Origin of the sequence: Prevotella sp. DNF00663, assembly GCF_001553265.1 — a bacterium.
Taxonomy (GTDB): Bacteria; Bacteroidota; Bacteroidia; order Bacteroidales; family Bacteroidaceae; genus Prevotella.
The window spans coordinates 1-22,186 of the sequence record NZ_KQ960633.1 but is presented as its reverse complement, the minus strand read 5'-3'; the positions used below and the strand labels follow the sequence as shown (position 1 = coordinate 22,186).

Below are 22,186 nucleotides of genomic sequence, written 5' to 3'. Positions count from 1 at the left end.
GCGAGATTACCAACTTTTTAAATGCTTTTTTTTCCCGAACTCGCGTATACTTGCTTAATTTTATTATTATTACTCTCCGAGACTGTCTCATGGCATCTCGCATTTTCTCACCAATTCTCATTTGGGCAATCAATGACATTTCGTCATTGTCTCAATGCGTCTCAAAAGTGCCTTCAATATCATTTCGTAGATGATGGCACAAGCCTGAGACGAGAGCCCAAGTTACAAATGCGGTACAAAAATGGAGTAAACAAAGGGTATTATCAATCGGTATTGATAACAAAGAAAAAGCGTAAAGTCCTTTATTTAGGGGCTTTACGCTATCAATAGTGATGGTTGGTAATGGTTATTTATTGCATCCTACTTACCGATGCAAAAATGGCTGAATATGGTTCCGAGTACCTCGTTGGTGGTGATTTGTCCTCCGGTGATATCGGCCAGTTGGTCTAGACATATTCGAAGGTCTTCGCTTAATAAGTCGCCACTAACATTTTCTTCCAAGTTATTAATGACACGGTTGATGCTTTCATGTGCCATTGTTAGTGCTTCATAATGGCGTGCATTGGTGACAATTACATCGTTTTCTGTAATTTCTGGGATACCAGCAGCTTTATAAAGTTCATTCTCTAGTTGCTCTATATTGTTTCCTTGCTTAGCACTGATGTGTATGGCATTTCTTACATTAACGGTAGGAGAGAGGTCAACCTTATTGTGAACCAGTATCAATTTCTTCCTTTCTGTTTGTGTGTATATGCTTTGTAATTCTTCCTCACTTGGTTGTTGGTCGAACAACCAAATAATGATAGAGGATTCTTCCAGTTTTTGATAAGTTCGTTTGATGCCTAGTTGTTCTACCGTGTCTCGTGTTTGCCGAATGCCAGCGGTATCTATAAATCGGAATGTAATGCCATGTATGTCTACTGTATCTTCGATAACATCACGTGTAGTTCCGTGGATATCACTGACAATAGCTTTATCTTCATGTAGGAGTCGATTGAGTAATGTACTTTTTCCAACATTGGTTTTGCCGATAATAGCTACAGGAATTCCTTGTTTAATAGCGAGACCAGCTTTGAAAGAACGTGCTAAAGCTGTAATATGAGTATCTATATCCTTTGCCAATTGTAGCAGTTCATTGCGATTGGCGAAATCTACATCCTGATCGCTAAAGTCCAATTCCAGCTCAATTAGCGATGTCATCTTTAAAAGTTGCTCTCTTAATATCTGTAGTTTACTACTGAAATTCCCTTTTAATTGACTGATTGCTAGCTTATGACTGGCTGCATTGCTGGCAGAAACCAAATCAGCGACGGCTTCAGCCTGACTCAAATCCATCTTGCCATTGAGGAATGCACGTTGGGTATATTCTCCCGGTTGTGCTGGTCGGCAACCATTAGAAGAGAGCAAAGTTAATACGGTTTGTAGGATATATCGGCTACCATGACATGAAATCTCTACGCTATCTTCTCCTGTATATGAATGTGGGGCACGAAAGATGCTGACTAATACATCATCAATGGTTTTCCCCTCATTATCAATAATTTCTCCATAGTGGATAGTGTTGGCTTTTGCTGATGACAAACTCTTTCCCGTATGGCTACGGAAAAGAGTCTGTGTAATAGTGATAGCATCTGGTCCGGAGAGTCTAATAACTCCGATGGCACCACCGGGAGGGGTTGCGAGTGCACAGATGGTTGAATGGTCAGAAAGTGGATTCAAAATTTCTTGATTCATCAATTAAATACGTTCTAAGACAAGTTTGATTAGTCCATCAATACTATTCTTATAATTAGTATTGCTTTGTTTGGCCAATCTGTTTGCTATAACCATACAGCAGGTCATTGCTTGATGCCCCATGAGTCTAGATAAACCTGCTAGTGCACTGCTTTCCATTTCAAAGTTAGTAATCTTATAGTTATTATATTCGAAAGATTCTATCTTTCCATTTTGTTTTGGGTCGGCTAGTGGAATGCGTAATTCACGTCCTTGAGGACCAAAGAAACCACCGCAGGCAATTGTTACACCGCGTACCATTTCTATGCCGGCTATCCGTTCTACTAGCTCGGCATTATTATCAATGACGTAGGGGGCGCATAATAGGGGATTCCAGTTCATGTGCTTTTTGAAAGCTGCTTCAAACTCTAAGTCGCAAACTTCATTGCGGCCTGCATAGAAGTTTAGTAATCCGTCGAATCCGATACTCTTGACGCTAGCAATATATGTACCTACTGGAGTGTTTGGCTGTAAGCCTCCACAAGTTCCAATTCTTATCAGAGTTAATTGGCGCTTATTGAGTTTTTCGGTTCTACTCTCGAAATCAATGTTTGCTAAAGCATCTAGTTCGTTTACTACAATGTCTATATTGTCACATCCGATACCTGTACTAAGAACTGTGATTCGTTTGTTATTATAACTTCCGGTGACGGAGTGAAATTCGCGATTAGATATTTCACATTCTTTTGATTGGAAGAATGAGGCTACTAATTGCACTCGTCCCGGGTCACCAACTAAAATTACCTTATCTGCTAGTTGTTCAGGTTTGAGATGTAGATGGAATATACTACCATCAGAGTTAATGATGAGTTCAGACTCTGCAAAGTATTTCTGTGTGTCCATAATAATTCTGTTTATTTAATTAAAAGGTTTTCTGTATTTCTTATTTTTTTCTCTAATGCATGAATTTCTTGGTGAGATTGGATACATCTCTTTTCTAAATCTTGTAGATTACTATCAATTTTGTTCTTATTAACTTGACTTTCAAGTAATAGGGTGTTAGCTAGATATTCCTTCTTTAATTGAACTAATTGTTGGAATAAATTTTTGTTTTCCTGTGATTTGAAATCATTGATAGAGTGATAGGTCACATTATCGTTGATGACAAAAGCGATGTCATTTGCAACTATCTGTTGATTTTGTAATCTTGTTTTTATTTTTTTTATACGTTCGAGAGCATTCGCCCTATCTCCAAAAGTCCATGTTTTTTCTATGCTATTAAGTTGAGCATAGCCCATTCTTTCATCTTTATTGAATTGTTCTGTATCTATATTGATGCGAGAAGTTGTTGGTACAAATGTATAGATGCATACTTTCCCTTCTGGTTGATGACGGTCTGTAACTAGCCATCCTAGAGAGTCAATGTCGTCTATAGCTATGAGATAATCGTTGAATTCTGAATTGTATGGTAATCCATAATTCTCTGGTGTATAGAAATGGCCATCATTATTATTATGTCTAGTCATAAAGACATCATATCCTCCAATACTGTTTCCACCTTTAGCTGCAAAGAAAAGTGTAATTCCATCGGTGCACATGAAAGGATAATTGATAGACTGATAACTAGATGGAATCTCTTCTAATACATGTTCATTAGTCCAAGTATCCCCTAATTTATCTTGCGTATAAAGACGACTGGCTATGGAGTCTCCTTTTGCATAGTAACAGTGGTTACCGAATTCATTGATGTGAACGGTCTTTACTGACTCATCCGTTGTCGAGAAAAATTTATTGTACGATAAGAGTGTGCCGGATTCTGGGTTTAAGGGAATCTGCTGGATGAAATCTTTGAAATCAACAACAATGCTATCTACAAACATAACTTTGGCAATCGGCATCGTTTCCAAAGGTGATTGCGTATGTGTTATTTCTTTTTGAGGCGTTGGGCGGACATGCTTTCTCTTTTTCTGAGCATATATATTGTGTGTGCCCAGAAAAACAAGAATAAGCAGAGATAGATATTTTGTCGTGTAAATTTTGTTAAAAATCATCTGATAAATGCTTTTAGTTAGCTATGAGTTGAGCACTCATTCCTGCAGCGGCCTTTCTTCCATCACCCATTGCGAGGATTACAGTAGCACCTCCGCGTACAATATCCCCACCAGCATACAGCTCAGGTCTGCTAGATTGCATATCTTCATTGACAACGATAGTATTCTTTCTGCCCAACTCTAGGCCGGAGATACTTTTGGGGACTAGTGGATTAGGGCTGACACCAACAGCTACAATCACTTGGTCAACTTCTATGGTTCTAGTTTCTCTCGGAATAGGTTCTGGACGACAACGTCCGCTACTATCCGGTTCTCCCAATTTCATTACTTGCAATACGGCAGCTTTTACAGCTCCATTCTCATCAGTCAAATATTCTATAGGATTGTGTAAAGTTAGGAAATTGATACCTTCTTCTTTAGCATGTTTTACCTCTTCCAATCGAGCAGGCATCTCAGCTTCCGAACGTCTGTACACAAGTGTGACATCTGCGCCTAGACGTTTAGCTGTACGACATGAATCCATTGCGGTATTTCCACCACCAACGACGAGTACATGCTTGCCGAGATTGATAGGTGTATCAGTAGTGGGATTGGCAGCATCCATCAAATTTACACGTGTCAAGTACTCATTACTTGACATGATATTGATTGCATTTTCTCCCGGAATATCCATAAAATTTGGTAGCCCAGCACCTGAAGCCACATAAATGCCCTTGAATCCTTGTTGTTCCAACTGCTCGATAGAGATTGTTTTACCTATGATACAGTCTGTTTGGAAGTGTACTCCCATCTTTCTTAAGTTCTCAATCTCGACATCTACAATGTGATTTGGAAGTCTGAATTCCGGGATACCATATTTTAATACACCACCTATTTCATGTAAAGCTTCAAATACATAAACTTCAAAGCCGCGTTTTACCATATCACCGGCAAAGCTTAAGCCTGATGGACCAGAGCCAATAACTGCCACTTTGATGCCATTTGACGGTGCAAGCTCCGGTATAGACATTTGACCACTTTGACGTTCATAGTCTGCTGCAAAACGTTCCAAATATCCTATAGCTACAGCCGGCTCATTCATCTTGAGGTGAATACATTTGCTTTCACATTGTTTCTCTTGAGGACATACACGGCCGCATACTGCTGGTAGGGCAGAGGTGTCTTTCAACACCTTAGCTGCAGCAAGGAATTGACCACGTTCAATATTTTTGATAAATGATGGTATATTGATTTTTACCGGACAGCCTTCTACACAAGTGGGCTTTGCACAGTCTAGACAACGTTTTGCCTCTGTTAATGCCATTTCTTTAGTTAGGCCAATGTTTACTTCCTCTAATCTAGTCGTAGCTCGATACACAGGATCTAGCTCTGGCATTTTTACACGCTCAATTTGTGTGCGCTCTTTTGCTTTTAAAGAAGTTCTTAAGTTCTTTCTCCATTCGGCATTCCTATCTGTCAATACTTCCATAGAATCTTCTGTAGGAGCCTGATCCATTGTAATATCCGTAGTCTCTGTTATAGATTCTGTTGAGTTGCCAAACAAGTGCTCTTGGTAATGTTCCATTTCGTCTTTTTCAGAATCCTTGAACGTTCCCATACGTTTGAACATCTCGTCCCAATCCACCAGTGCGCCATCAAATTCGGGGCCGTCAATACAAACGAATTTAGTTTTTCCGCCAATGGTTAACCTACATGCTCCGCACATGCCAGTACCGTCAACCATGATTGTATTCAGTGATACATCGGTAGGTATATTATATTTCTGCGTGAGTAAACAGCAGAATTTCATCATGATAGGAGGCCCTATAGCAAAGACTTTATCCACATGCTCTTGATTCAAGAGTCTCTCTATACCTACTGTCACGACACCTTTCTCACCATAGCTTCCATCATCGGTCATGATGATGGTCTCGTCGGATGATGCTCTTACTTCATCTTCCATGATGATTAAGTCTTTACTTCTTCCAGCCAAGACAGAGAGTACTCGATTACCAGCGGCTTTTAATGCTCTAATTATGGGTAACATTGGAGCTACACCGACTCCACCTCCTGCACATACGACAGTACCAAAATTCTCAATATGAGTAGGATTTCCCAATGGACCGACTACATCTGCCACATAGTCTCCAACTTCTAGATTACATAATTTGGTAGACGATAAGCCTACTTTTTGGATGACCAGTGTAATAGTTCCTTTACTAATGTCAGCATCAGCAATGGTAAGAGGCATTCGCTCACTCTTGTTGTCTACACGTACAATAATGAAATTGCCCGCCTTTCTACTTTTAGCAATAAGTGGTGCTTCAATATCAAATCTAAATACCTTCTCAGAGTATTGCTCCTTATAAATAATCTTGTTCATGTGAATTATGGTGTATTAATAGAATATCGGGTTAGTTGCTGTTAAAGCAACGGCTGATTATAATTCAAACTGATAGCCTATTGTAAATAAATAGGCAAAGTTAGCTCCCCCAAGATGTGAATTATGCATATAGAGATTGCCAGTCCATGGATTGCTTGAACCGATGTCTATGATACCGATGTTCCAACGTACATCTAGTACAATATTGTATAGTTCGTATGAAATAGCAACAGGTATTGACAAGTCGTATGGTTTTAGACTTCCTTCCATGTCTTTCATTATGAGAGTACTGTTACCAATACTTTCTTGTCTGTTTCTGATGCTTAGTCCTGCCTGTAAGCCTGTTTTAAATGCTAAACCCTTTACAGGATAGAAATTTGCTGTGACAGGAAATGTAAGATAGTCGTGCTTCCAAATGAAACTTTTGTCATTGCTGTCATTATATTTGCCACCTAATGGAGCATATGCAGCTCCTGCGCTAATGGAAAGCCACTTGGCTATCCTCTTTTCAAAATCAACCCCCACGATCATCCCTTTCCTGAAATCAAGGTCGCCGTTGAACATGGAAGCATAGCTCAATCCTACATACGGTTTGATGGTTGTAACACCAACAGCATGTTGGGCAAAAGAGCCAACTGAAGTGAGAAGAAGGCAGATAGCCAAGATAGTTTTATGTTTCATGCAGTCAAAAAGCTTTAGAAGTTTTTATCGTCAAGTATTTCAAAACCGCAATAAGGGACAAGGACTTTCGGAATTCGTACTCCTTCTGGAGTCTGATTGTTTTCCAAGATGGACGCAACAATTCTTGGTAAAGCCAATGCAGAACCGTTTAGGGTATGGCAAAGTTCTGTTTTCTTGTCGGCTGCACGGCGATAGCGACACTTCAAGCGATTAGCCTGGTAGCTTTCAAAGTTAGACACAGAAGAAACTTCCAGCCAACGTTGTTGTGCCGCACTCCATACTTCAAAGTCATAGCATATAGCTGAGGTGAAACTCATGTCTCCTCCACATAGACGTAGTATATGATAGGGGAGTTCTAGTTTCTGTAAAAGTCCTTCTACATGAACGAGCATCTCGTTCAAAGATTCATAGGAATGTTCCGGGGTGTCAATACGCACAATCTCGACTTTGTCAAATTGATGCAAACGATTCAAACCACGCACGTCCTTACCATAAGATCCTGCTTCTCTACGGAAACAAGCTGAGTAGGCACAGCGCTTGATAGGAAGGCTGCTTTCATCCAAAATGACATCTCTAAAGATGTTGGTTACAGGAACTTCGGCAGTAGGAATCAAATACAAGTTATCCAAATTGGCGTGGTACATTTGGCCTTCCTTGTCTGGTAACTGGCCGGTACCATAGCCTGATGCTTCGTTTACAACATAAGGAGGTTGTATTTCCAAATAGCCACTCTTGCGTGCTTCGTCAAGGAAGAATGCTTCCAATGCCCTTTGCAGACGAGCCATCTTGCCTATATAGACTGGGAAGCCAGCACCGGTTATCTTTACGCCAAGATCAAAATCTACCAAATTATACTTTTTACAAATATCCCAGTGGCATAATGCTTCAGACTTGAGTTCCGGCTTGATACCACCTTCTCTGACGACGACATTGTCAGATGCGTCTTTACCTTCCGGCACATCTTCGTTTGGAATGTTAGGAATAGAAAGCAGTAAATTAGTAAGTTCTTGCTGTGCAGTTTCCATCTCTTCTTGTAACTGCTTATCTGTTTCTTTGAATTCTGCGACTTTAGCCTTTATTGATTTAGCTTCTTCAGCTTTTCCTTCTTTCATTAAACCGCCAATTTGTTTAGATAGTAAATTGGCTTGTTGTTTATTGGAATCTAACTTTTGTTGTGCTTCGCGACGACGTTTGTCAATGGCTAATACATCTTCAATGATTTTTTGAGCACCTTCGAAGTTTTTTTTCTCCAAACCTTTTATTACACGTTCAGTTTCTTCACTGATGAGTTTAAGTGTAAGCATATGCTTTTATTAGTTTTTTGATTATACGATATTGTTGGCAAATATACTAAAAATATTTCTTTCAGAGTAATGAATATCCACAAAAAAGCAGAATGCCAATCCCTGTGAAGAGATTGGCATTCTATTGTTTGTTTGGAATAATTTTTTTGTTGTTTTAAGCTTCAGCCTTTTTTGTTACTTCAGCATAAGCTTCGGGTGACAGCACAGAAACAGTACTTTTGTTCTTACGTCCCTTGCGGAAGTAAACAACTCCGTCTGTCAAAGCGTACAATGTGTCATCTTTACCGATTGCCACATTCTCACCGGGATTATGTTTTGTACCGCGCTGGCGAACGATAATGTTACCTGCGTTGATTTTCTGACCACCCCAAATCTTTACACCTAATCGCTGAGAAGCTGATTCGCGTCCGTTCTTAGAACTACCTACACCTTTTTTATGTGCCATTGTTTGTTCCTCCTGTGTTAAGCGTTAATTGATTTGATTTCTACTTCTGTGAATTGTGCACGGTGACCGTTGCGCTTGCGAGCATCTTTGCGACGCTTCATTTTGAAAACGATAACCTTGTCACCCTTTACGAGAGGGGTCACAACTTCAACTACTACTTTCGCACCACTTACAGTAGGTGCACCGACAGTCACTGCTCCGTCGTTGTCTACGAGCAGAACTTTGTCGAATTCAACAGTCTTACCAGCTTCAGCATCCTTGATGTGATGAACGAAGAGCTTCTTGCCCTGTTCTGCCTTGAACTGCTGACCGTTAATTTCTACAATTGCGTACATTATTTATATATTAAACGGTTTCTCCGTAAGGCGTTCGACATATTTGTCGACACTTTACTAAGCCTCCACGGACTAAATTGGCCACAAAGTTACTAAATTCCTATGAGAGGAATATGTAAAAACTAATAGTTTGTTATGATTTATAATATATTAACACTATAAGGAACCCTTAGTCGAGGGGAGCTCATAGTGATATATATCTCTTTTGATAGCCATTTTTAAAGCTCTAGCCAATGCTTTGAATATGCCTTCTATTTTGTGATGCTCATTGGTTCCCTCCGCTTTAATGTTTAAATTCATCTTGGCGGCATCGCTTAAACTTTTGAAAAAGTGTAGGAACATCTCGGTAGGCATCTCTCCAACTTTCTCTCTGTGGAATTCTGCTTCCCATACTAACCATGGGCGTCCACCGAAGTCGAGAGCTACTTGACAAAGGCAATCGTCCATTGGTAGGCAATATCCGTAGCGTTCGATGCCCCGTTTGTTGCCGAGTGCTTGTAAGATACATTCTCCCAAACATATTGCGGTATCTTCAATCGTGTGATGTTCGTCTACCTGTAAATCTCCTTTTGTATGTATCGTAAGGTCTATCATGCCATGCTTTCCAATCTGTTCGAGCATGTGGTCGAAAAATCCTAAGCCTGTAGAGATGTCACATTTTCCGGTTCCATCTAAGTTTGTTTTCACGTAGATATCCGTCTCTTTGGTAGTCCGTCTTACCTCTGCAATACGTTCACCGGCAAATAATAATTCAGCGATTTTATCCCATGTCATTCCGTCTTGATTCAGAATGAGCGCTTTACAACCAAGATTTTCTGCCAGCTGACGGTCGGTCTCTCGGTCACCAATGACGTAGCTGTTGGCTAAATCAAACTTAGCTTGGTTCATATATTCTTGCAACATACCCGTTCCCGGTTTACGCATGGGTGAGTTATCTTCCGGGAAATGCCGGTCAATCTTAATGTCGTCGAAAGTTATTCCTTCTCCTTCAAGCGTTTGCAGGACGAAATGATGGGTTGGCCAAAAAGTTTCTTCGGGATAAGAATCAGTGCCTAAGCCATCTTGGTTACTTACCATAACGAAGAGGAAATCTAGCTGTTGGCGTATAAAGCCGAGGTTTTTAAAGACTCCTTTACAGAATCTGAGTTTGTCGAAACTGTCAATTTGTTCGTCGGCAGGTTCTTCTATCAGTGTGCCGTCTCTGTCTATAAAGAGTATTCTTTGTTTCTTATTCATATATCAATGGCATATTATCAGTTGTGTTGCTTTTAGCTGCTGCTTTCTCCTCTTCGCGTTGGTTGATGGAACCCATTGCGTAATAATTGACCATACATCCCCATAGGAAGATATAGTTCATGAAAGTTAGGGTGATGATTGACGTCGCAATGAGCAACCAACGGAAGTAGGAAGGAGCGCCATTGGGGTCGCCGTTAAGCATTCCTAATTGATTGGCAGTCTGCGCTCCGCCAATAATTAGCAGTGGTAACAGGCATAAAAAGCCAAAACATGTAGCAGTAATCAGTGTCATCAGGTTAGTTGTGAAGAGAAACCCCCAATGTTTCCATCCTCTTTTATAGCCTGTACCAAGAATGTTTCTCCATGAAGTTTCTTTTTCTACCAGATATTCTGTGCCGGAGTAGACAGCTGGGAGGAGAGCTGCAATAATTGCAATCGCCAATATGGTGGCAGTAAGGTAACTACCGGTAATGGCTGTGGGGGCTGCCATTAACTTGTGCTTGATGAGAAATGTGGCAAAAGCGGGAGAACCATATGCAAGTGTAGAGCCTATCAAGATACAAACGATGGAGTAGAATATGGTGATAATAGCGCTGCGCTTACATGTCTCTTTGAAACTTTGGCCGTTGACCAATCTGTAAATACTGCTGATAAACCAAATGGAAGCAATAACCGATAGTATCCAACATAGAGCCATTAGTGTGAGTGTGAGGGCAGGGTAGGAGAAGCCAAATTGTGTGATGGTCATATCAGGTATATAAGTCAACATGATGAATGTCTCTGCTATGGCTAGTATGATGGTTGGAAGCCAAGTGGCTTTCAATATTTTAATAGGATTGGTGACTACCATGTCGCAGGCTGATTTGATACAACCTGCGAAACTTCTACTCTTATATAAATCTTCGTTTCTCATATTATCTTCTCCTAAATTCTGCGCAAACGATAGCTGTTGCAATCGCTACATTTAAACTATCAGCAGTTTTCCTACCCTTAGGAAAGTTGGGTATGAATAATTTTCTATTGATTAATTTTTTGATTTGTGGTGATATTCCGTTTCCCTCATTGCCCATAACGATGACTCCTTTTGGTTCCAATGGTTGTTCGTAAAGGTTGTCTCCATCAAGTAGCGTGCCATAAATGGGAGTTGTGGGGGGGAGTGAGGTGAGGCGTGAAGTCAAGTCGCCATAGGTAACTGTTACTCGTGATAAGCTTCCCATAGTGGCTTGGACAGTTTTGGGTCCAAAGGCGTCGACAGTATCTGTACTACAATAGATGTTTTCGATACCAAACCAATCGGCAATACGAATAATGGTGCCTAGGTTACCGGGGTCTTGTACGCCATCTAGGGCAATTTCCAACCCTGTTAATTCATTTGTTGCCATTGCCGTGAAGGGCTGAATCGGAAAAACGGCAAGAACTTCCTGCGGATGCTGTAAGAAACTTGTTTTTGCAAGTTCCTCTTCGGTTACAGTGATGCGTTCCGTATCTGTTGGCACGTGATGCTTATCAAACCAATCCTTTACAGCAACAATTATCTTAGGGCTTGTGGTCTGCATCATGTCTCCAATCACTTTTGGGCCTTCTGCAACAAAGACTTGCTCTGCCTTCCGGAACTTCTTGTGCTCTAGAGATTTAATGTATTTTATTTTAGCCTTACTAATCATTTTTGTAATAGTTGTCTATTGCAAAAGTAACAATTAAAATCGAATTTATAAGCTGCCTATATCATTATTATATCTTTTTACCACATGGATGGATTTACTGCCAAGATTCTACAGTAGGGTTGCTGATAACAAACAGCATTGTTGCAAGGTGCAGACAGTAATGCTGTATAAACTTTGCAGTAATACGAATAGATGGGGATGAAGTGTCGATAAGGAAAGATGCTGATGTAATATTATACGGAATGAAACGTTATAAGAGCATGATACGGAAAGTAATCTTTTTGACTATACTGATATTTCATGTCATTTATGGCATGGGACAGAGCTTCATTTTGAAAGGGAAGGTGACTGATGGAGAGATGAAGGCATTGCCTTTTGCCACGGTCGCTGTGCCAAAGCAGGGGAAGATAACGATGACTTCTATCAATGGGGAATTCCAGCTGACTCTGATGACTGAAGATTCTGTCGTTGTGAAGTTTTCTACAGTAGGGTATAAGACAAAAACACGTGTGCTTCGTCACCCAAAAGGTAAGCAGACTTTGCAAGTGGTTCTATATTCTGACAATACATTGGCCGAAGTGCAAGTGCAAGGACAGAAGATAGAGACCGGACAAGTACGCGATTTGAAAGCAAAAGATTTGAAGACGATACCCTCGGCTAGTGGCAATGCGGTGGAGAATTTGATTCAGACGCAAGCTGGTGTTACGTCACACGATGAACTTTCGTCCCAATACAATGTGAGAGGTGGAAACTTTAATGAAAACAGTGTATATATAGAAGGTATAGAGATATTTCGCCCTTTCTTGGTGCGGAGTGGACAGCAGGAGGGATTGTCTATTATCAATCCTTATATGGTGGATAAGATTGCATTTTCGGCCGGTGGATTTACTGCCAAATATGGAGATAAGATGTCTTCGGTGCTTGATATCAATTATAAAAGACTGTCGCCCGGAGCGTTGGAAGGTACTGTCTCTGCAAGTATGCTGGGAGGAAGCGCATATCTAGGAATGGCAACGAAGAAAATATCTTGGCTGAATAGTGTGAGGTATAAAACCTCTCGTTACCTTTTAGGTACGTTGGAGACGAATGGAGAATATCGTCCAAGCTATCTAGACTATCAGACTTATTTAAGCTATCAACCTTCTAAAAACTGGGAAATCAATATCCTTGGTAATATATCGGACAATCATTATAACTTTGAACCGGAAGATAGGGAAACTGCTTTTGGAACAATTGATAATGTGAAAAAGTTTAAGGTGTATTTCGACGGACACGAGAAAGACCGATTTACGACTTATTTCGGTAGTATCGGAATATCAGGAATATTGGGATCAAAAACAAAAGTGACATTGCTAGGGTCGGCATATTATACGCACGAACAAGAGAAATACGATATTCAAGGTCAATATTGGCTAAATCAGACTGAGACGAGTGAGAACCTCGCAGTGGGTACTTATTTTGAACATTCACGAAACTACTTGAAAGCAAATGTAAGGAGCTTGTTGCTGAAAATGACCCATAAAACGCAAAAGCATGCTTTTGAAGCAGGATTACAATTTAAGCAAGAACATATAGAAGAGCAGTCTACTGAATATGAAATGAGAGATTCGGCCGGGTATAGCATACCTCATATCGGTAAAGATTTGAAGATGATATATTCGATGAAAGCCAATAATGCTTTGGATGCTAATAGAGTAGAGGCGTACTTGCAAAATACTTACAGGTTTACGAGTGCTGGTGGGCATAGCCTCTTTACACTGAATTACGGTGTTCGAATAAGTCATTGGAATTTCAATCGTGAGACAATTATGAGTCCACGTATATCCTTAGGTGTTATTCCGGCCTACAGTGAGAATACTACGCTGAGGTTTGCGACGGGCATTTACTATCAAGCTCCTTTTTATAAAGAGCTGAGAGATACGAATACTGTAGACGGAACAAACTATGCAACGTTGAATAGGAATATTAAAAGTCAGCGCTCTATCCATTTTATTCTAGGCTATGACTATCGCTTCCATATTAAAAGTAGGCGATATAAGTTGACCGCAGAGGCCTATTACAAGGCTTTGAGCAACTTGATACCATATTCCGTGAATAATATGAAAGTTATTTATTATGGAGATAATGTCTCATCAGGACATACAGCAGGAGTAGAAGTCGGTGTGTATGGAGAGTTTGTGCCGGGTACAGATTCTTGGTTGAATGTGTCGTTGATGAACACAAGTATGAAACTGAATGGGAAAAGTATTCCGCTTCCATCGGATTGTCGCTATGCGCTAAACCTCTATTTTACTGATTATTTTCCGGGAAGTGATAGGTGGAAGATGAGTCTAAGGCTGGCTTTTTCAGATGGACTTCCTTTTTTTGCTCCGCATCAAGAACTGGACCGTTATGCTTTTAGAGCCTCTGCATATAGGAGAGCCGACATTGGCCTGAACTATTGTTTATGGGATAGAGTCAAGGCCGAGCGCTCAAGTTTCTTGAAAGATGTGTGGCTCGGAATGGAATGTTTGAATGTACTAGGTATCAACAATGTAAACAGTTACTATTGGATTACTGATGTAACCCAACAACAATACGCCGTCCCGAACTATTTGACGGGAAGGCAAATCAATGTTACTGCCCGATTTGACTTTTAAGCGTAATAGAGAAAATAGATTGCAACAAGGATTACGATGAGTGCAATTCCGATAACGGTCTTGATAAGACAGCCGGTGATTTTTTTTATCACAAAGAAGCCAACGATGATGGCTATCAATACATATATATAATAGGTGAAAGTAGAAGTCATTTGTGTTGTGTCTTATTTGAATAATTGACGGAATGCCGTGGGGATGGGAGTCTCGAACTCCATACGCTGGTGAGTGACGGGATGGTAGAAACATAGCATGTAAGCATGGAGGCATAGTCGTTGACAAGGATTGTCGCCATTACCGTATTTTATGTCTCCACAAACAGGAAAACCAATATCAGCGCTGTGGACTCTGATTTGATTCTTACGCCCAGTTTCTAATTTGTACTCTACTAAACTATATGCTGTTGTACGGTCTAATACATGATAATGAGTCACAGCATATTTGCCCCCATTATCTACCGGAGATGAGTAAGTGATATAAGCTCGGTTGTCTTTAAGCCAACTTTCGACGGTTCCCTCGTCATCTATCATCTCACCTGAGACAACAGCAACATAGCGTCGGTCATAAACGATATGGTGCCAATCTTCTTCTAGCAATCGTTCTGTTTGAATATCTTTGGCATAAATCATGAGTCCACTAGTGTCTCTGTCAAGTCGATGAACTACATGGGCGGTACAGTGTTGGCGTGTCTGCTGTAAATAGTCGTCTAGTACGGTCTTTACATTGAGCGAAGAATGGCCGGCAGCCATGGAGAGTATGCCGATATTTTTCTCAATGACAATGATATATCTATCTTCGTACACAATCTTGATATAGCGACTTTTGAACGTTACATTCTTCTTGGTTTTGCTGACCGACACCTTCATTCCCGACTGAAGAGGATAATTGTATTGTGTAACAATCTTCCCTTGAACTTTAATCCCTCTTCCTTGTAGAGTCGCCTTGATTTTATTCCGGCTTTCTCCCGGAATGTTTTCGAGGAGCCATTCCAACAAAGTGCCTTGCCGATTGACGACATAGTTGGTGTAATCGCCTGTATGTTGCTGCTTATAGATCTTCATAGGTTGCAAATGTACGAAAATATAATGATAATAGCTTAAGCCACTTTAATCTTTTTATGTACCTTTGCATGACAATCAATTTTCTCATAACTACATGATACAAGAACCAAAGACACCTTTAATCAGTTTTATTATTCCTGCTTATAATCTTCCTCCCTCTCTGTTACAAGAATGTATAGAGAGTATCATGGCCTTGTCGTTGAGCAATGATGATAGGGAAGTGATTGTGGTTGATGATGGTTCGGATATTTTGGCTTTGGACAGTTTGGAAGAATATCGTGATTCTATTATTTATATAAGGCAGGCGAACGGAGGCTTGTCTGTAGCTCGAAATATGGGAATACGAGTTGCTACGGGCCATTATATTCAGTTTGTAGATGGCGACGATAAGTTGCTACGAACAGCTTATGAACATTGTTTGGATATAGCAAGGTATCATTCGCCCGATATGGTGTTGTTTGAAAGTGGACGTAAAGAGGATGTTGATGTGCCTTTTAGTTATGAAGGACCGGTTTTTGGAAGCGAATATATGGTTCATCACAACTTGAAAGCTGCGGTGTGGAGGTATATATTTCGTCGAACTATTTTGGGAGATTTGCGGTTTACAGCTGGTTCTTTAAAAGAGGATGAAGAGTTTACCCCCTTATTAATGTTACGATGTTCAAAGGTATTTGTGACCAATGCCAAGGCGTATTTCTATCGTAATCGGGAAGGTTCTATTACCAATAATAAAGATAATAGATATGTGGCAAAGAGGATAGAAGATGCTGAGACGGTTTTATATAAGTTACAAACTAAGGCCGCTATATTGCCGATTGCAGAGCGAATAGCCCTCAATAGGCGAGTGGCACAGTTGACAATGGATTACCTGTATCAGATAATTAAGTCGACACATAGCGAACGTCATTTGAATGATGCCATTGAACGATTGCGTGCACATGGGCTTTATCCGTTACCTGACAATAAGTATACGAAGAAATATACAGCCTTTAGATTACTTATTTCTAACCCTCTTGGGCGTAGAATGCTACTTCTATCTTCCGGTATAATCTAGTAGTTTGCCATCTGTAGAGATGATGTGATGCGACTTTAACATAATTTTACAAACTGTAATCGCTTGATATATAGTGATTTATGAAAAAGTTACAAAACGGACATAAAAAAAGATGAAAAAAGAGGACGGTGTTTCAAAAAATTACTTACCTTTGCATCGTTTTAATAAACAAATGATTGTTTTACAGATTTAAAAAGCAAAGAAAATGAAGAAATTAGTTTTAATGTTCGTAGCTATCGCAGCTATCTCTTTCGCATCATGTGGTAACAAGACTGCAGCTCCTGCTGGTAACGCAGATTCTGATACAACTATGGTTGATAGCGCTGCTGCTGACACTGCTGCTGCTGATACTGCTGCTGCTGACTCAGCTATGTAATTCGTTAGCTCGAATTGAAAAATGAGAGATTGTCGCTGGACTATGTCCAGCGGCATTTTTTTGTTTATAAATAACTGTTGGAAATAAAAAAAGTAGCCTAATTTTAGGCTACTTGAAGTAATATAGGAAGGTTGCAATGCCCTCAATGGCAGGTTTGCCTTGTCCTTCGATTTCTATTTTGAATTTAATACCGGCTTTGCAGATACCTCTTAGGTTTTCTATGCTGTCCAAATTGGCAACGAGCCGAACTCTAGAACCTGTTATAACAGGAACTCCAAAGCGCATTTTATCCATTCCATAGTTGACCATCATCTTTAGATTGTTAACTTCACAGATTTGTCCCCATAGGTATGGAAGTAATGAAAGCGTAAGATAACCGTGAGCGATAGTGCTTTTGTATGGGCTCTCTTGTTGTGCTTTAGCTTCGTTGATGTGTATCCATTGGTGATCAAGCGTGGCATCTGCAAACATATTGATTCGCTGTTGGTCAACTTGTAACCATTCGGAAACACCTAATTGCTCACCCAAATGGGCTGCAAACTCTTCATAAGAGTTGATAATCAATTTCTCCATTGTTGTATGATTGGGTTTATATAAGTCCTAGTTTTATGAATTCTTCGTAGAGAGGTTGGGCTAGTTGCTGTGCATCAGGATGTGGTGCACCGGTTGTACCAAGTGCTCTAAGATTGAAAAAATGTTTCCAGTCAGAGGTAAATGCAGTATGAATGAGTTCGGTATTGGTGTCTAGCGGCAATACAGCTCTTGCATCTTGTGGCTTGCAACCTAGACGAATCAAGTTCATATAAGCAAACTCGCTGGCCAAATTGGCAAAGAGCCAACTGTCTAGAAGAGTCCAATTTTCTATGGCTTCTTCCGACGAGACTTGGCTACAAAGTTGTTTGAAGTCTGCTGATAGTAATGTGTTATTGATGTCATCTGAGACTTGTTGTTTTACCCAGTGCGGTGTATTGACCGTAATTTCACTACCAAATTTATCTTTAGTATAATTACAATAGCGAGTGGATTGCTCTGCCATAGAGTTGGCGCGATGTCTGTTGAACTCTCGTGTAATAGATATTTGGGTCGTGAAGTGGACTGTAATCCTCTTCTCATGTTTGTCAGTTGGCTCAACCATATAGGCTAAATCATCCATCCATCCATTCTCGGCAAGCACTCGTAGATTGGTAGTGATGAAAGCTTGTTCAGCCTCACAATTACATTTAGAAAATTTGTTTAAAATGTATTTCTCTGCTTGTTGGCGGCTCATTGTCATATAAACACTACCATGTTCAAGCATTGCGGTATGTTGCGATTTAATCATTCGTTCAACAAACGGCTTAGCAGAGGACTCTGTTCGATTACCTTCGCTCTTATAACAGACGCGTCCGCAACGTTCAATTTGCTTATAGAGCCCATTCAGACCGCTTTCTTGATACCATATCTCGTAAGTGGGAGATAGACTTCTCATAATATATTGATTTGATGTTGGATTATTATCATACAATTATATTGGCAAAAGGCAAGAGCCATACGACCCTTGCCCAATATATTCAAGATCTAGTATTGTAGATCATATTATTTACAAGCTATTTTATTTACTCGTCTTTCGTGCCTTCCACCTTCAAATGTGGCCTTGAAAAATTCATCAAGGATAGTCGCTGCCGTCTTGTTATCGATAAATCTTCCCGGCAGAACTAATACGTTAGCATCGTTGTGTTGTCTGATTAATTGTGCAATATCTTTATTCCAAGCAAGTCCTGCACGTACCCCTTGGTGTTTATTTAGTGTCATGGCCATGCCTTCGCCGCTTCCACAGATAGCAATTCCCGGATATACTTCACCGCTTTCAATAGCTTCAGCCAAAGAATGAGCAAAGTCTGGATAATCAACACTCTCATCACTATAAGTTCCAAAGTCCTGAACGGGATAACCTTTTTCTTCAAGATATCCAAGAATGAATTTCTTCAAAGGAAAACCTGCATGATCGCAAGCTAATCCAATCTTTTTTACTTCCATAGGCTAGAAATTTTAAGATTTCAAGGAGAACTTGTCAAAGTTATGAGCCTTTAGAGCTCTCCTTGATTATTGGTTAATAATATGTATATGACTGAATTATTCAGCCAATAATTGCTTTACTTGGTTGTATACATTCTCACCAGTGTATCCCAGTTTCTCATCTAATACCTTATAAGGTGCTGAGAAACCGAAGCTTTCCAATCCGAATACTTTGCCATTAGCACCGACCAAGCCCTCTAAGGTAACGGGAAGTCCTGCTGTCATACCAAATTTCTTCGCATCTGTGGGCAAAATGCTTTCTTGATACTCTTTAGATTGGTTTCTGAAGAGGCCTTCGGATGGTACACTTACTATGCGTACTTTGATACCATCTTGCTTTAGCTTGTTGCTGCCTTCTACCAAAGTAGAGACTTCAGAACCCGATGCAAGAAGTACGACATCGAAATCTTCATCACTATTGGCAACGATATAAGCTCCCTTGCGTGCTTCTTCGTAATTCGTACCTTCTGGTAATGGGTTTATGCCTTGGCGTGAGAAGATAAGGGCTGTAGGTGTAGACATGTTCTCCATTGCCATTTGCCAGCATACAGTTGTTTCTTTGGCATCGGCTGGACGGAATACACGAACGGAGTCAAGTCCTTTATGATTCTTTAGTTTCTCCATTAAACGGATTTGTGCTTCTTGCTCTACTGGCTCATGAGTCGGTCCATCTTCGCCTACACGGAATGCATCGTGCGACCATATAAATTTAACCGGTGTACCCATCAATGCCGCTAGGCGAATGGCTGGTTTCATATAGTCAGAGAATACAAAGAATGTTCCCATAGCCGTAATGACGCCTCCATGAAGCATCATACCGATACACATATCGGCCATAGTCAACTCTGATACACCTGCTTGGAAGAATGCTCCGCTGAAATCACCGTGCTTCATAGAGTGGGTTTCTTTTAAGAATCCATCTGTCTTATCAGAATTAGATAAGTCGGCTGAGGCACAAATCATATTTGGAACTTGCTGTGCCAAAACCTTTAAGCATGCTGCTGAAGCCACACGTGTCGCGCTTCCAGCTTTCGGCTCTTCTAGTTTGCTCCAATCTACTTGTGGAGCTTTACCAGAAAACCACTCTTTCATCATGGCAGCTTTATCAGGATTAGCTGCAGCCCATGCTGCTTCTGCTTGTTTACGTATGGCTACAATCTCCTTTAACTGTTTCTTGCGATTGGCATACAATTCCTTAACATCATCAAAAACGATAAAAGGATTGTCCGGATTTCCACCAAGATTGTTAATCGTGTTACGATAAGCAACACCGCCAAGAGGGGCACCGTGAGTCTTAACATTGCGCTCATAGCTAGAACCATCGTTCTGTAAAGCACCTTTACCCATGACAGTTTTACCTATAATGAGAGTTGGTTTTGAATCTTCTTGATTGGCAATTGTCAATGCTTCTCTAATAGCATCGGGATCATTACCATTGATTTTGATGACATTCCAATTCCATGCTTTGTATTTAGCTTCTGTATCTTCGCTCGAAACTTCTGCATATTCGGTAGAAAGCTGTATCTCATTAGCATCGTAGAACATAATGAGATTATTCAGTCCTAGCGTGCCAGCAATTCTACCAACACCTTGACTAATCTCTTCTTCTATGCCGCCGTCGGAGATATAAGCATATACTTTATGTTGCATCATTGTATGTCCAAGGCGAGCTTCCAAGAACTTTTCGGCTACAGCTGCTCCTGCAGCAAGTGCATGACCTTGTCCTAATGGACCTGATGAGTTCTCTATTCCGCGCTTAACGTCTAGCTCTGGATGCCCCGGAGTAGGGGAGCCCCACTGGCGGAATTGCATTAATTCGTCAATGGTGAATTTACCTTGGAGTGCCAAAGCTGCATAGAGCATTGGTGACATGTGCCCCGGATCTAGGAAGAAACGATCCCGTCCCGTCCATGTTGGGTCTTCTGGATCATAAACTAAAAATTCTGAGAAAAGTACATTGATGAAATCTGCACCACCCATGGCACCACCGGGATGACCGGAATTAGCTTTTTCAACCATTGATGCCGCTAATATACGAATATTATCAGCTGCGTGGTTCATTAATGTTTTGTCGTTCATTTTGTATTGATTGGATTGATATGACAAATATACTACGAAATTCTCAAAACCACAATTGATTTGGCCGGAATTTTCATTCTAATACTCCCATTATGTATAGAAAAGTTTTTAAATGTGGCTGGTTTAACGGTTTCCGGGTGTGAGAAGTCGTTATAATCTGTGATATTTTTCGATGTAAGAATCTGAGCGACGACATTTTTTGCTTTGTATCCGTCGGTCTTGATTTCAATTTCTTGTTGTTTATTTAGGTCGACATTGGCTATTGATACTGCAATTTGACCATCTGCGGTTTTTGCAGCCGATGTATTGATGGTAGGAATTGTGTGATTGTTCGATACGATCATGGAATCACACAGGGTTTCGGATGGGAGATAAGTGGCTTCTTGGAAGGGCTTATACATATTAAATACATGATAGGTAGGTGTCAGTACCATGTGGCCTGTACCTTTTGTGTCTGTTAATATCATGCTTTGCAATACATTGACAACTTGCGCAATATTTGCCATCTTGATGCGATCCGTATGTCTTTGAAATACATTTAACGAGAGGGCAGCTACAAAGGCATCACGCATTGTATTCTGTTGGTATAAGTGTCCCTTGATAGTACCGGGCTCTTCATCCCACCACGTTCCCCATTCGTCTACTAATAGGTCAACTTTCTTAGCTGGATCTTTCTCGTTCATGATGGCGCAATGCTTCTTGATGACATCTTCAATTTCTAAGCATTTGCCTAAAGTTTTGTAATATTCGTCGTTATTGAAAACTGTAACGCTACCTTTACTGCCTTCCCATGTCTTTACTGTATAAAAATGTAAGGAGATACCGTTCATTCTGTTGCCGACATTATTCATTAAGACCTTTGTCCAATTATAGTCATAATCACTGGCACCTGAGGCTACTTTATATAGTTGATGATTGCCAAAGTTTCTACAGTAAACAGCATATCTGCGGTATAAGTCTGAGTAGTATTCCGGTGTCATGTTACCTCCGCATCCCCAACTCTCGTTACCAATACCTAGATATTTAACGTTCCATGCTCTCTCGCGGCCATTTTTACGACGTAAGTTTGCCATAGGTGTATTTGCATCTATTGCTGTCCGCTAAAACTTTTTTCTTCCGACCTATGTAAGAAAA

Annotated in this window: 20 protein-coding genes and 1 pseudogene; 3 read left to right on the top strand and 18 right to left on the bottom strand. The window is 40.4% G+C overall.

Features of this window, described 5'->3' with window-relative positions; genetic code table 11:
- Positions 1-360 precede the first annotated feature (360 nt).
- The 11 genes from mnmE to HMPREF3034_RS07920 all read right to left on the bottom strand — a co-directional run bounded on the left by mnmE (position 361) and on the right by HMPREF3034_RS07920 (position 11,791).
- Entirely contained in the window at positions 361-1,734 is a 1,374-nt protein-coding gene (mnmE, locus tag HMPREF3034_RS07970; protein WP_052052910.1) for a tRNA uridine-5-carboxymethylaminomethyl(34) synthesis GTPase MnmE, read from the bottom strand.
- Between the two features lie 3 nt (positions 1,735-1,737).
- A complete protein-coding gene (locus HMPREF3034_RS07965; protein WP_036898626.1) occupies positions 1,738-2,616 on the bottom strand; it encodes a nucleoside phosphorylase in 879 nt (292 codons plus the stop codon).
- Positions 2,617-2,627: 11 nt separating this feature from the next.
- The gene (locus HMPREF3034_RS07960; protein WP_062434646.1) at positions 2,628-3,764 is read right to left on the bottom strand and encodes a hypothetical protein; all 1,137 of its coding nucleotides are present in this window, start codon (positions 3,762-3,764) and stop codon (positions 2,628-2,630) included.
- A 13-nt stretch (positions 3,765-3,777) separates the two neighbouring features.
- Positions 3,778-6,126: a bifunctional dihydroorotate dehydrogenase B NAD binding subunit/NADPH-dependent glutamate synthase gene (locus HMPREF3034_RS07955; protein ID WP_036898620.1), complete on the bottom strand. Its 2,349-nt coding sequence runs from the start codon at positions 6,124-6,126 to the stop codon at positions 3,778-3,780.
- A gap of 57 nt (positions 6,127-6,183) precedes the next feature.
- Entirely contained in the window at positions 6,184-6,807 is a 624-nt protein-coding gene (locus HMPREF3034_RS07950) for an outer membrane beta-barrel protein (RefSeq protein WP_052052908.1), read from the bottom strand.
- Between the two features lie 14 nt (positions 6,808-6,821).
- Positions 6,822-8,111, bottom strand: a complete 1,290-nt coding sequence (serS, locus tag HMPREF3034_RS07945; protein ID WP_036898617.1) for a serine--tRNA ligase — start codon at positions 8,109-8,111, stop codon at positions 6,822-6,824.
- Between the two features lie 154 nt (positions 8,112-8,265).
- The gene (gene rpmA, locus HMPREF3034_RS07940) at positions 8,266-8,556 is read right to left on the bottom strand and encodes a 50S ribosomal protein L27 (RefSeq protein ID WP_036898614.1); all 291 of its coding nucleotides are present in this window, start codon (positions 8,554-8,556) and stop codon (positions 8,266-8,268) included.
- Between the two features lie 17 nt (positions 8,557-8,573).
- Positions 8,574-8,891, bottom strand: a complete 318-nt coding sequence (gene rplU, locus HMPREF3034_RS07935; RefSeq protein WP_062434643.1) for a 50S ribosomal protein L21 — start codon at positions 8,889-8,891, stop codon at positions 8,574-8,576.
- Positions 8,892-9,047: 156 nt separating this feature from the next.
- Complete coding sequence (hisB, locus tag HMPREF3034_RS07930; protein ID WP_062434641.1) at positions 9,048-10,127, bottom strand: bifunctional histidinol-phosphatase/imidazoleglycerol-phosphate dehydratase HisB; 1,080 nt, start codon at positions 10,125-10,127, stop codon at positions 9,048-9,050.
- The gene (locus HMPREF3034_RS07925; RefSeq protein WP_062434639.1) at positions 10,120-11,040 is read right to left on the bottom strand and encodes a hypothetical protein; all 921 of its coding nucleotides are present in this window, start codon (positions 11,038-11,040) and stop codon (positions 10,120-10,122) included. Before HMPREF3034_RS07925 ends, hisB begins: the two co-directional genes overlap by 8 nt.
- A 1-nt stretch (position 11,041) precedes the next feature.
- The gene (locus HMPREF3034_RS07920) at positions 11,042-11,791 is read right to left on the bottom strand and encodes an RNA methyltransferase (RefSeq protein ID WP_036898603.1); all 750 of its coding nucleotides are present in this window, start codon (positions 11,789-11,791) and stop codon (positions 11,042-11,044) included.
- Positions 11,792-12,051: 260 nt separating this feature from the next.
- Here HMPREF3034_RS07920 and HMPREF3034_RS07915 point away from each other — a divergent pair, with 260 nt between their 5' ends.
- Positions 12,052-14,430, top strand: coding sequence for a TonB-dependent receptor (locus HMPREF3034_RS07915; RefSeq protein WP_062434650.1), 2,379 nt, complete (start codon positions 12,052-12,054; stop codon positions 14,428-14,430).
- Here HMPREF3034_RS07915 and HMPREF3034_RS12850 read toward each other — a convergent pair.
- A complete protein-coding gene (locus tag HMPREF3034_RS12850) occupies positions 14,427-14,582 on the bottom strand; it encodes a hypothetical protein (RefSeq protein WP_197421748.1) in 156 nt (51 codons plus the stop codon). The genes HMPREF3034_RS07915 and HMPREF3034_RS12850 overlap by 4 nt on opposite strands.
- 12 nt (positions 14,583-14,594) lie before the next feature.
- On the bottom strand, positions 14,595-15,488 hold the full coding sequence (locus HMPREF3034_RS07910) for an RluA family pseudouridine synthase (RefSeq protein WP_062434623.1): 894 nt from the start codon (positions 15,486-15,488) through the stop codon (positions 14,595-14,597).
- Between the two features lie 94 nt (positions 15,489-15,582).
- Between HMPREF3034_RS07910 and HMPREF3034_RS07905 the strand changes: the two genes are divergently transcribed.
- A complete protein-coding gene (locus HMPREF3034_RS07905; protein WP_062434615.1) occupies positions 15,583-16,542 on the top strand; it encodes a glycosyltransferase family 2 protein in 960 nt (319 codons plus the stop codon).
- Positions 16,543-16,747: 205 nt separating this feature from the next.
- Positions 16,748-16,918, top strand: a complete 171-nt coding sequence (locus HMPREF3034_RS12845; protein ID WP_197421747.1) for a PG1828 family lipoprotein — start codon at positions 16,748-16,750, stop codon at positions 16,916-16,918.
- Between the two features lie 108 nt (positions 16,919-17,026).
- Here the strand turns inward: HMPREF3034_RS12845 and HMPREF3034_RS07900 are convergent, their stop codons facing one another.
- The 5 genes and pseudogenes from HMPREF3034_RS07900 to HMPREF3034_RS07880 all read right to left on the bottom strand — a co-directional run.
- On the bottom strand, positions 17,027-17,491 hold the full coding sequence (locus tag HMPREF3034_RS07900) for a MaoC family dehydratase (protein WP_062434611.1): 465 nt from the start codon (positions 17,489-17,491) through the stop codon (positions 17,027-17,029).
- 16 nt (positions 17,492-17,507) lie between these two features.
- Entirely contained in the window at positions 17,508-18,386 is an 879-nt protein-coding gene (locus tag HMPREF3034_RS07895; RefSeq protein WP_062434608.1) for an FAD-dependent thymidylate synthase, read from the bottom strand.
- A gap of 107 nt (positions 18,387-18,493) precedes the next feature.
- Entirely contained in the window at positions 18,494-18,934 is a 441-nt protein-coding gene (gene rpiB, locus HMPREF3034_RS07890) for a ribose 5-phosphate isomerase B (RefSeq protein WP_036898592.1), read from the bottom strand.
- A gap of 96 nt (positions 18,935-19,030) precedes the next feature.
- Positions 19,031-21,052, bottom strand: a complete 2,022-nt coding sequence (locus HMPREF3034_RS07885) for a transketolase family protein (protein ID WP_062434605.1) — start codon at positions 21,050-21,052, stop codon at positions 19,031-19,033.
- Between the two features lie 32 nt (positions 21,053-21,084).
- A pseudogene (locus HMPREF3034_RS07880) lies at positions 21,085-22,140 on the bottom strand (alpha-N-arabinofuranosidase); the annotation flags it as partial.
- Positions 22,141-22,186: the final 46 nt, after the last annotated feature.

Excerpts from the sequence above, each read along its gene's own strand:
- HMPREF3034_RS07905 (WP_062434615.1), top strand. The coding sequence starts at position 15,583 with ATGATACAAGAACCAAAGACACCTTTAATCAGTTTTATTATTCCTGCT.
- HMPREF3034_RS07900 (WP_062434611.1), bottom strand. The coding sequence starts at position 17,491 with ATGGAGAAATTGATTATCAACTCTTATGAAGAGTTTGCAGCCCATTTG.
- HMPREF3034_RS07925 (WP_062434639.1), bottom strand. The coding sequence starts at position 11,040 with ATGAGAAACGAAGATTTATATAAGAGTAGAAGTTTCGCAGGTTGTATC.
- HMPREF3034_RS07960 (WP_062434646.1), bottom strand. The coding sequence starts at position 3,764 with ATGATTTTTAACAAAATTTACACGACAAAATATCTATCTCTGCTTATT.
- HMPREF3034_RS07950 (WP_052052908.1), bottom strand. The coding sequence starts at position 6,807 with ATGAAACATAAAACTATCTTGGCTATCTGCCTTCTTCTCACTTCAGTT.
- rpiB (WP_036898592.1), bottom strand. The coding sequence starts at position 18,934 with ATGGAAGTAAAAAAGATTGGATTAGCTTGCGATCATGCAGGTTTTCCT.
- HMPREF3034_RS07885 (WP_062434605.1), bottom strand. The coding sequence starts at position 21,052 with ATGAACGACAAAACATTAATGAACCACGCAGCTGATAATATTCGTATA.
- HMPREF3034_RS12845 (WP_197421747.1), top strand. The coding sequence starts at position 16,748 with ATGAAGAAATTAGTTTTAATGTTCGTAGCTATCGCAGCTATCTCTTTC.
- HMPREF3034_RS07895 (WP_062434608.1), bottom strand. The coding sequence starts at position 18,386 with ATGAGAAGTCTATCTCCCACTTACGAGATATGGTATCAAGAAAGCGGT.
- rpmA (WP_036898614.1), bottom strand. The coding sequence starts at position 8,556 with ATGGCACATAAAAAAGGTGTAGGTAGTTCTAAGAACGGACGCGAATCA.
- hisB (WP_062434641.1), bottom strand. The coding sequence starts at position 10,127 with ATGAATAAGAAACAAAGAATACTCTTTATAGACAGAGACGGCACACTG.
- HMPREF3034_RS07910 (WP_062434623.1), bottom strand. The coding sequence starts at position 15,488 with ATGAAGATCTATAAGCAGCAACATACAGGCGATTACACCAACTATGTC.
- mnmE (WP_052052910.1), bottom strand. The coding sequence starts at position 1,734 with ATGAATCAAGAAATTTTGAATCCACTTTCTGACCATTCAACCATCTGT.
- HMPREF3034_RS07915 (WP_062434650.1), top strand. The coding sequence starts at position 12,052 with ATGATACGGAAAGTAATCTTTTTGACTATACTGATATTTCATGTCATT.
- rplU (WP_062434643.1), bottom strand. The coding sequence starts at position 8,891 with ATGTACGCAATTGTAGAAATTAACGGTCAGCAGTTCAAGGCAGAACAG.
- HMPREF3034_RS12850 (WP_197421748.1), bottom strand. The coding sequence starts at position 14,582 with ATGACTTCTACTTTCACCTATTATATATATGTATTGATAGCCATCATC.
- serS (WP_036898617.1), bottom strand. The coding sequence starts at position 8,111 with ATGCTTACACTTAAACTCATCAGTGAAGAAACTGAACGTGTAATAAAA.
- HMPREF3034_RS07920 (WP_036898603.1), bottom strand. The coding sequence starts at position 11,791 with ATGATTAGTAAGGCTAAAATAAAATACATTAAATCTCTAGAGCACAAG.
- HMPREF3034_RS07955 (WP_036898620.1), bottom strand. The coding sequence starts at position 6,126 with ATGAACAAGATTATTTATAAGGAGCAATACTCTGAGAAGGTATTTAGA.
- HMPREF3034_RS07965 (WP_036898626.1), bottom strand. The coding sequence starts at position 2,616 with ATGGACACACAGAAATACTTTGCAGAGTCTGAACTCATCATTAACTCT.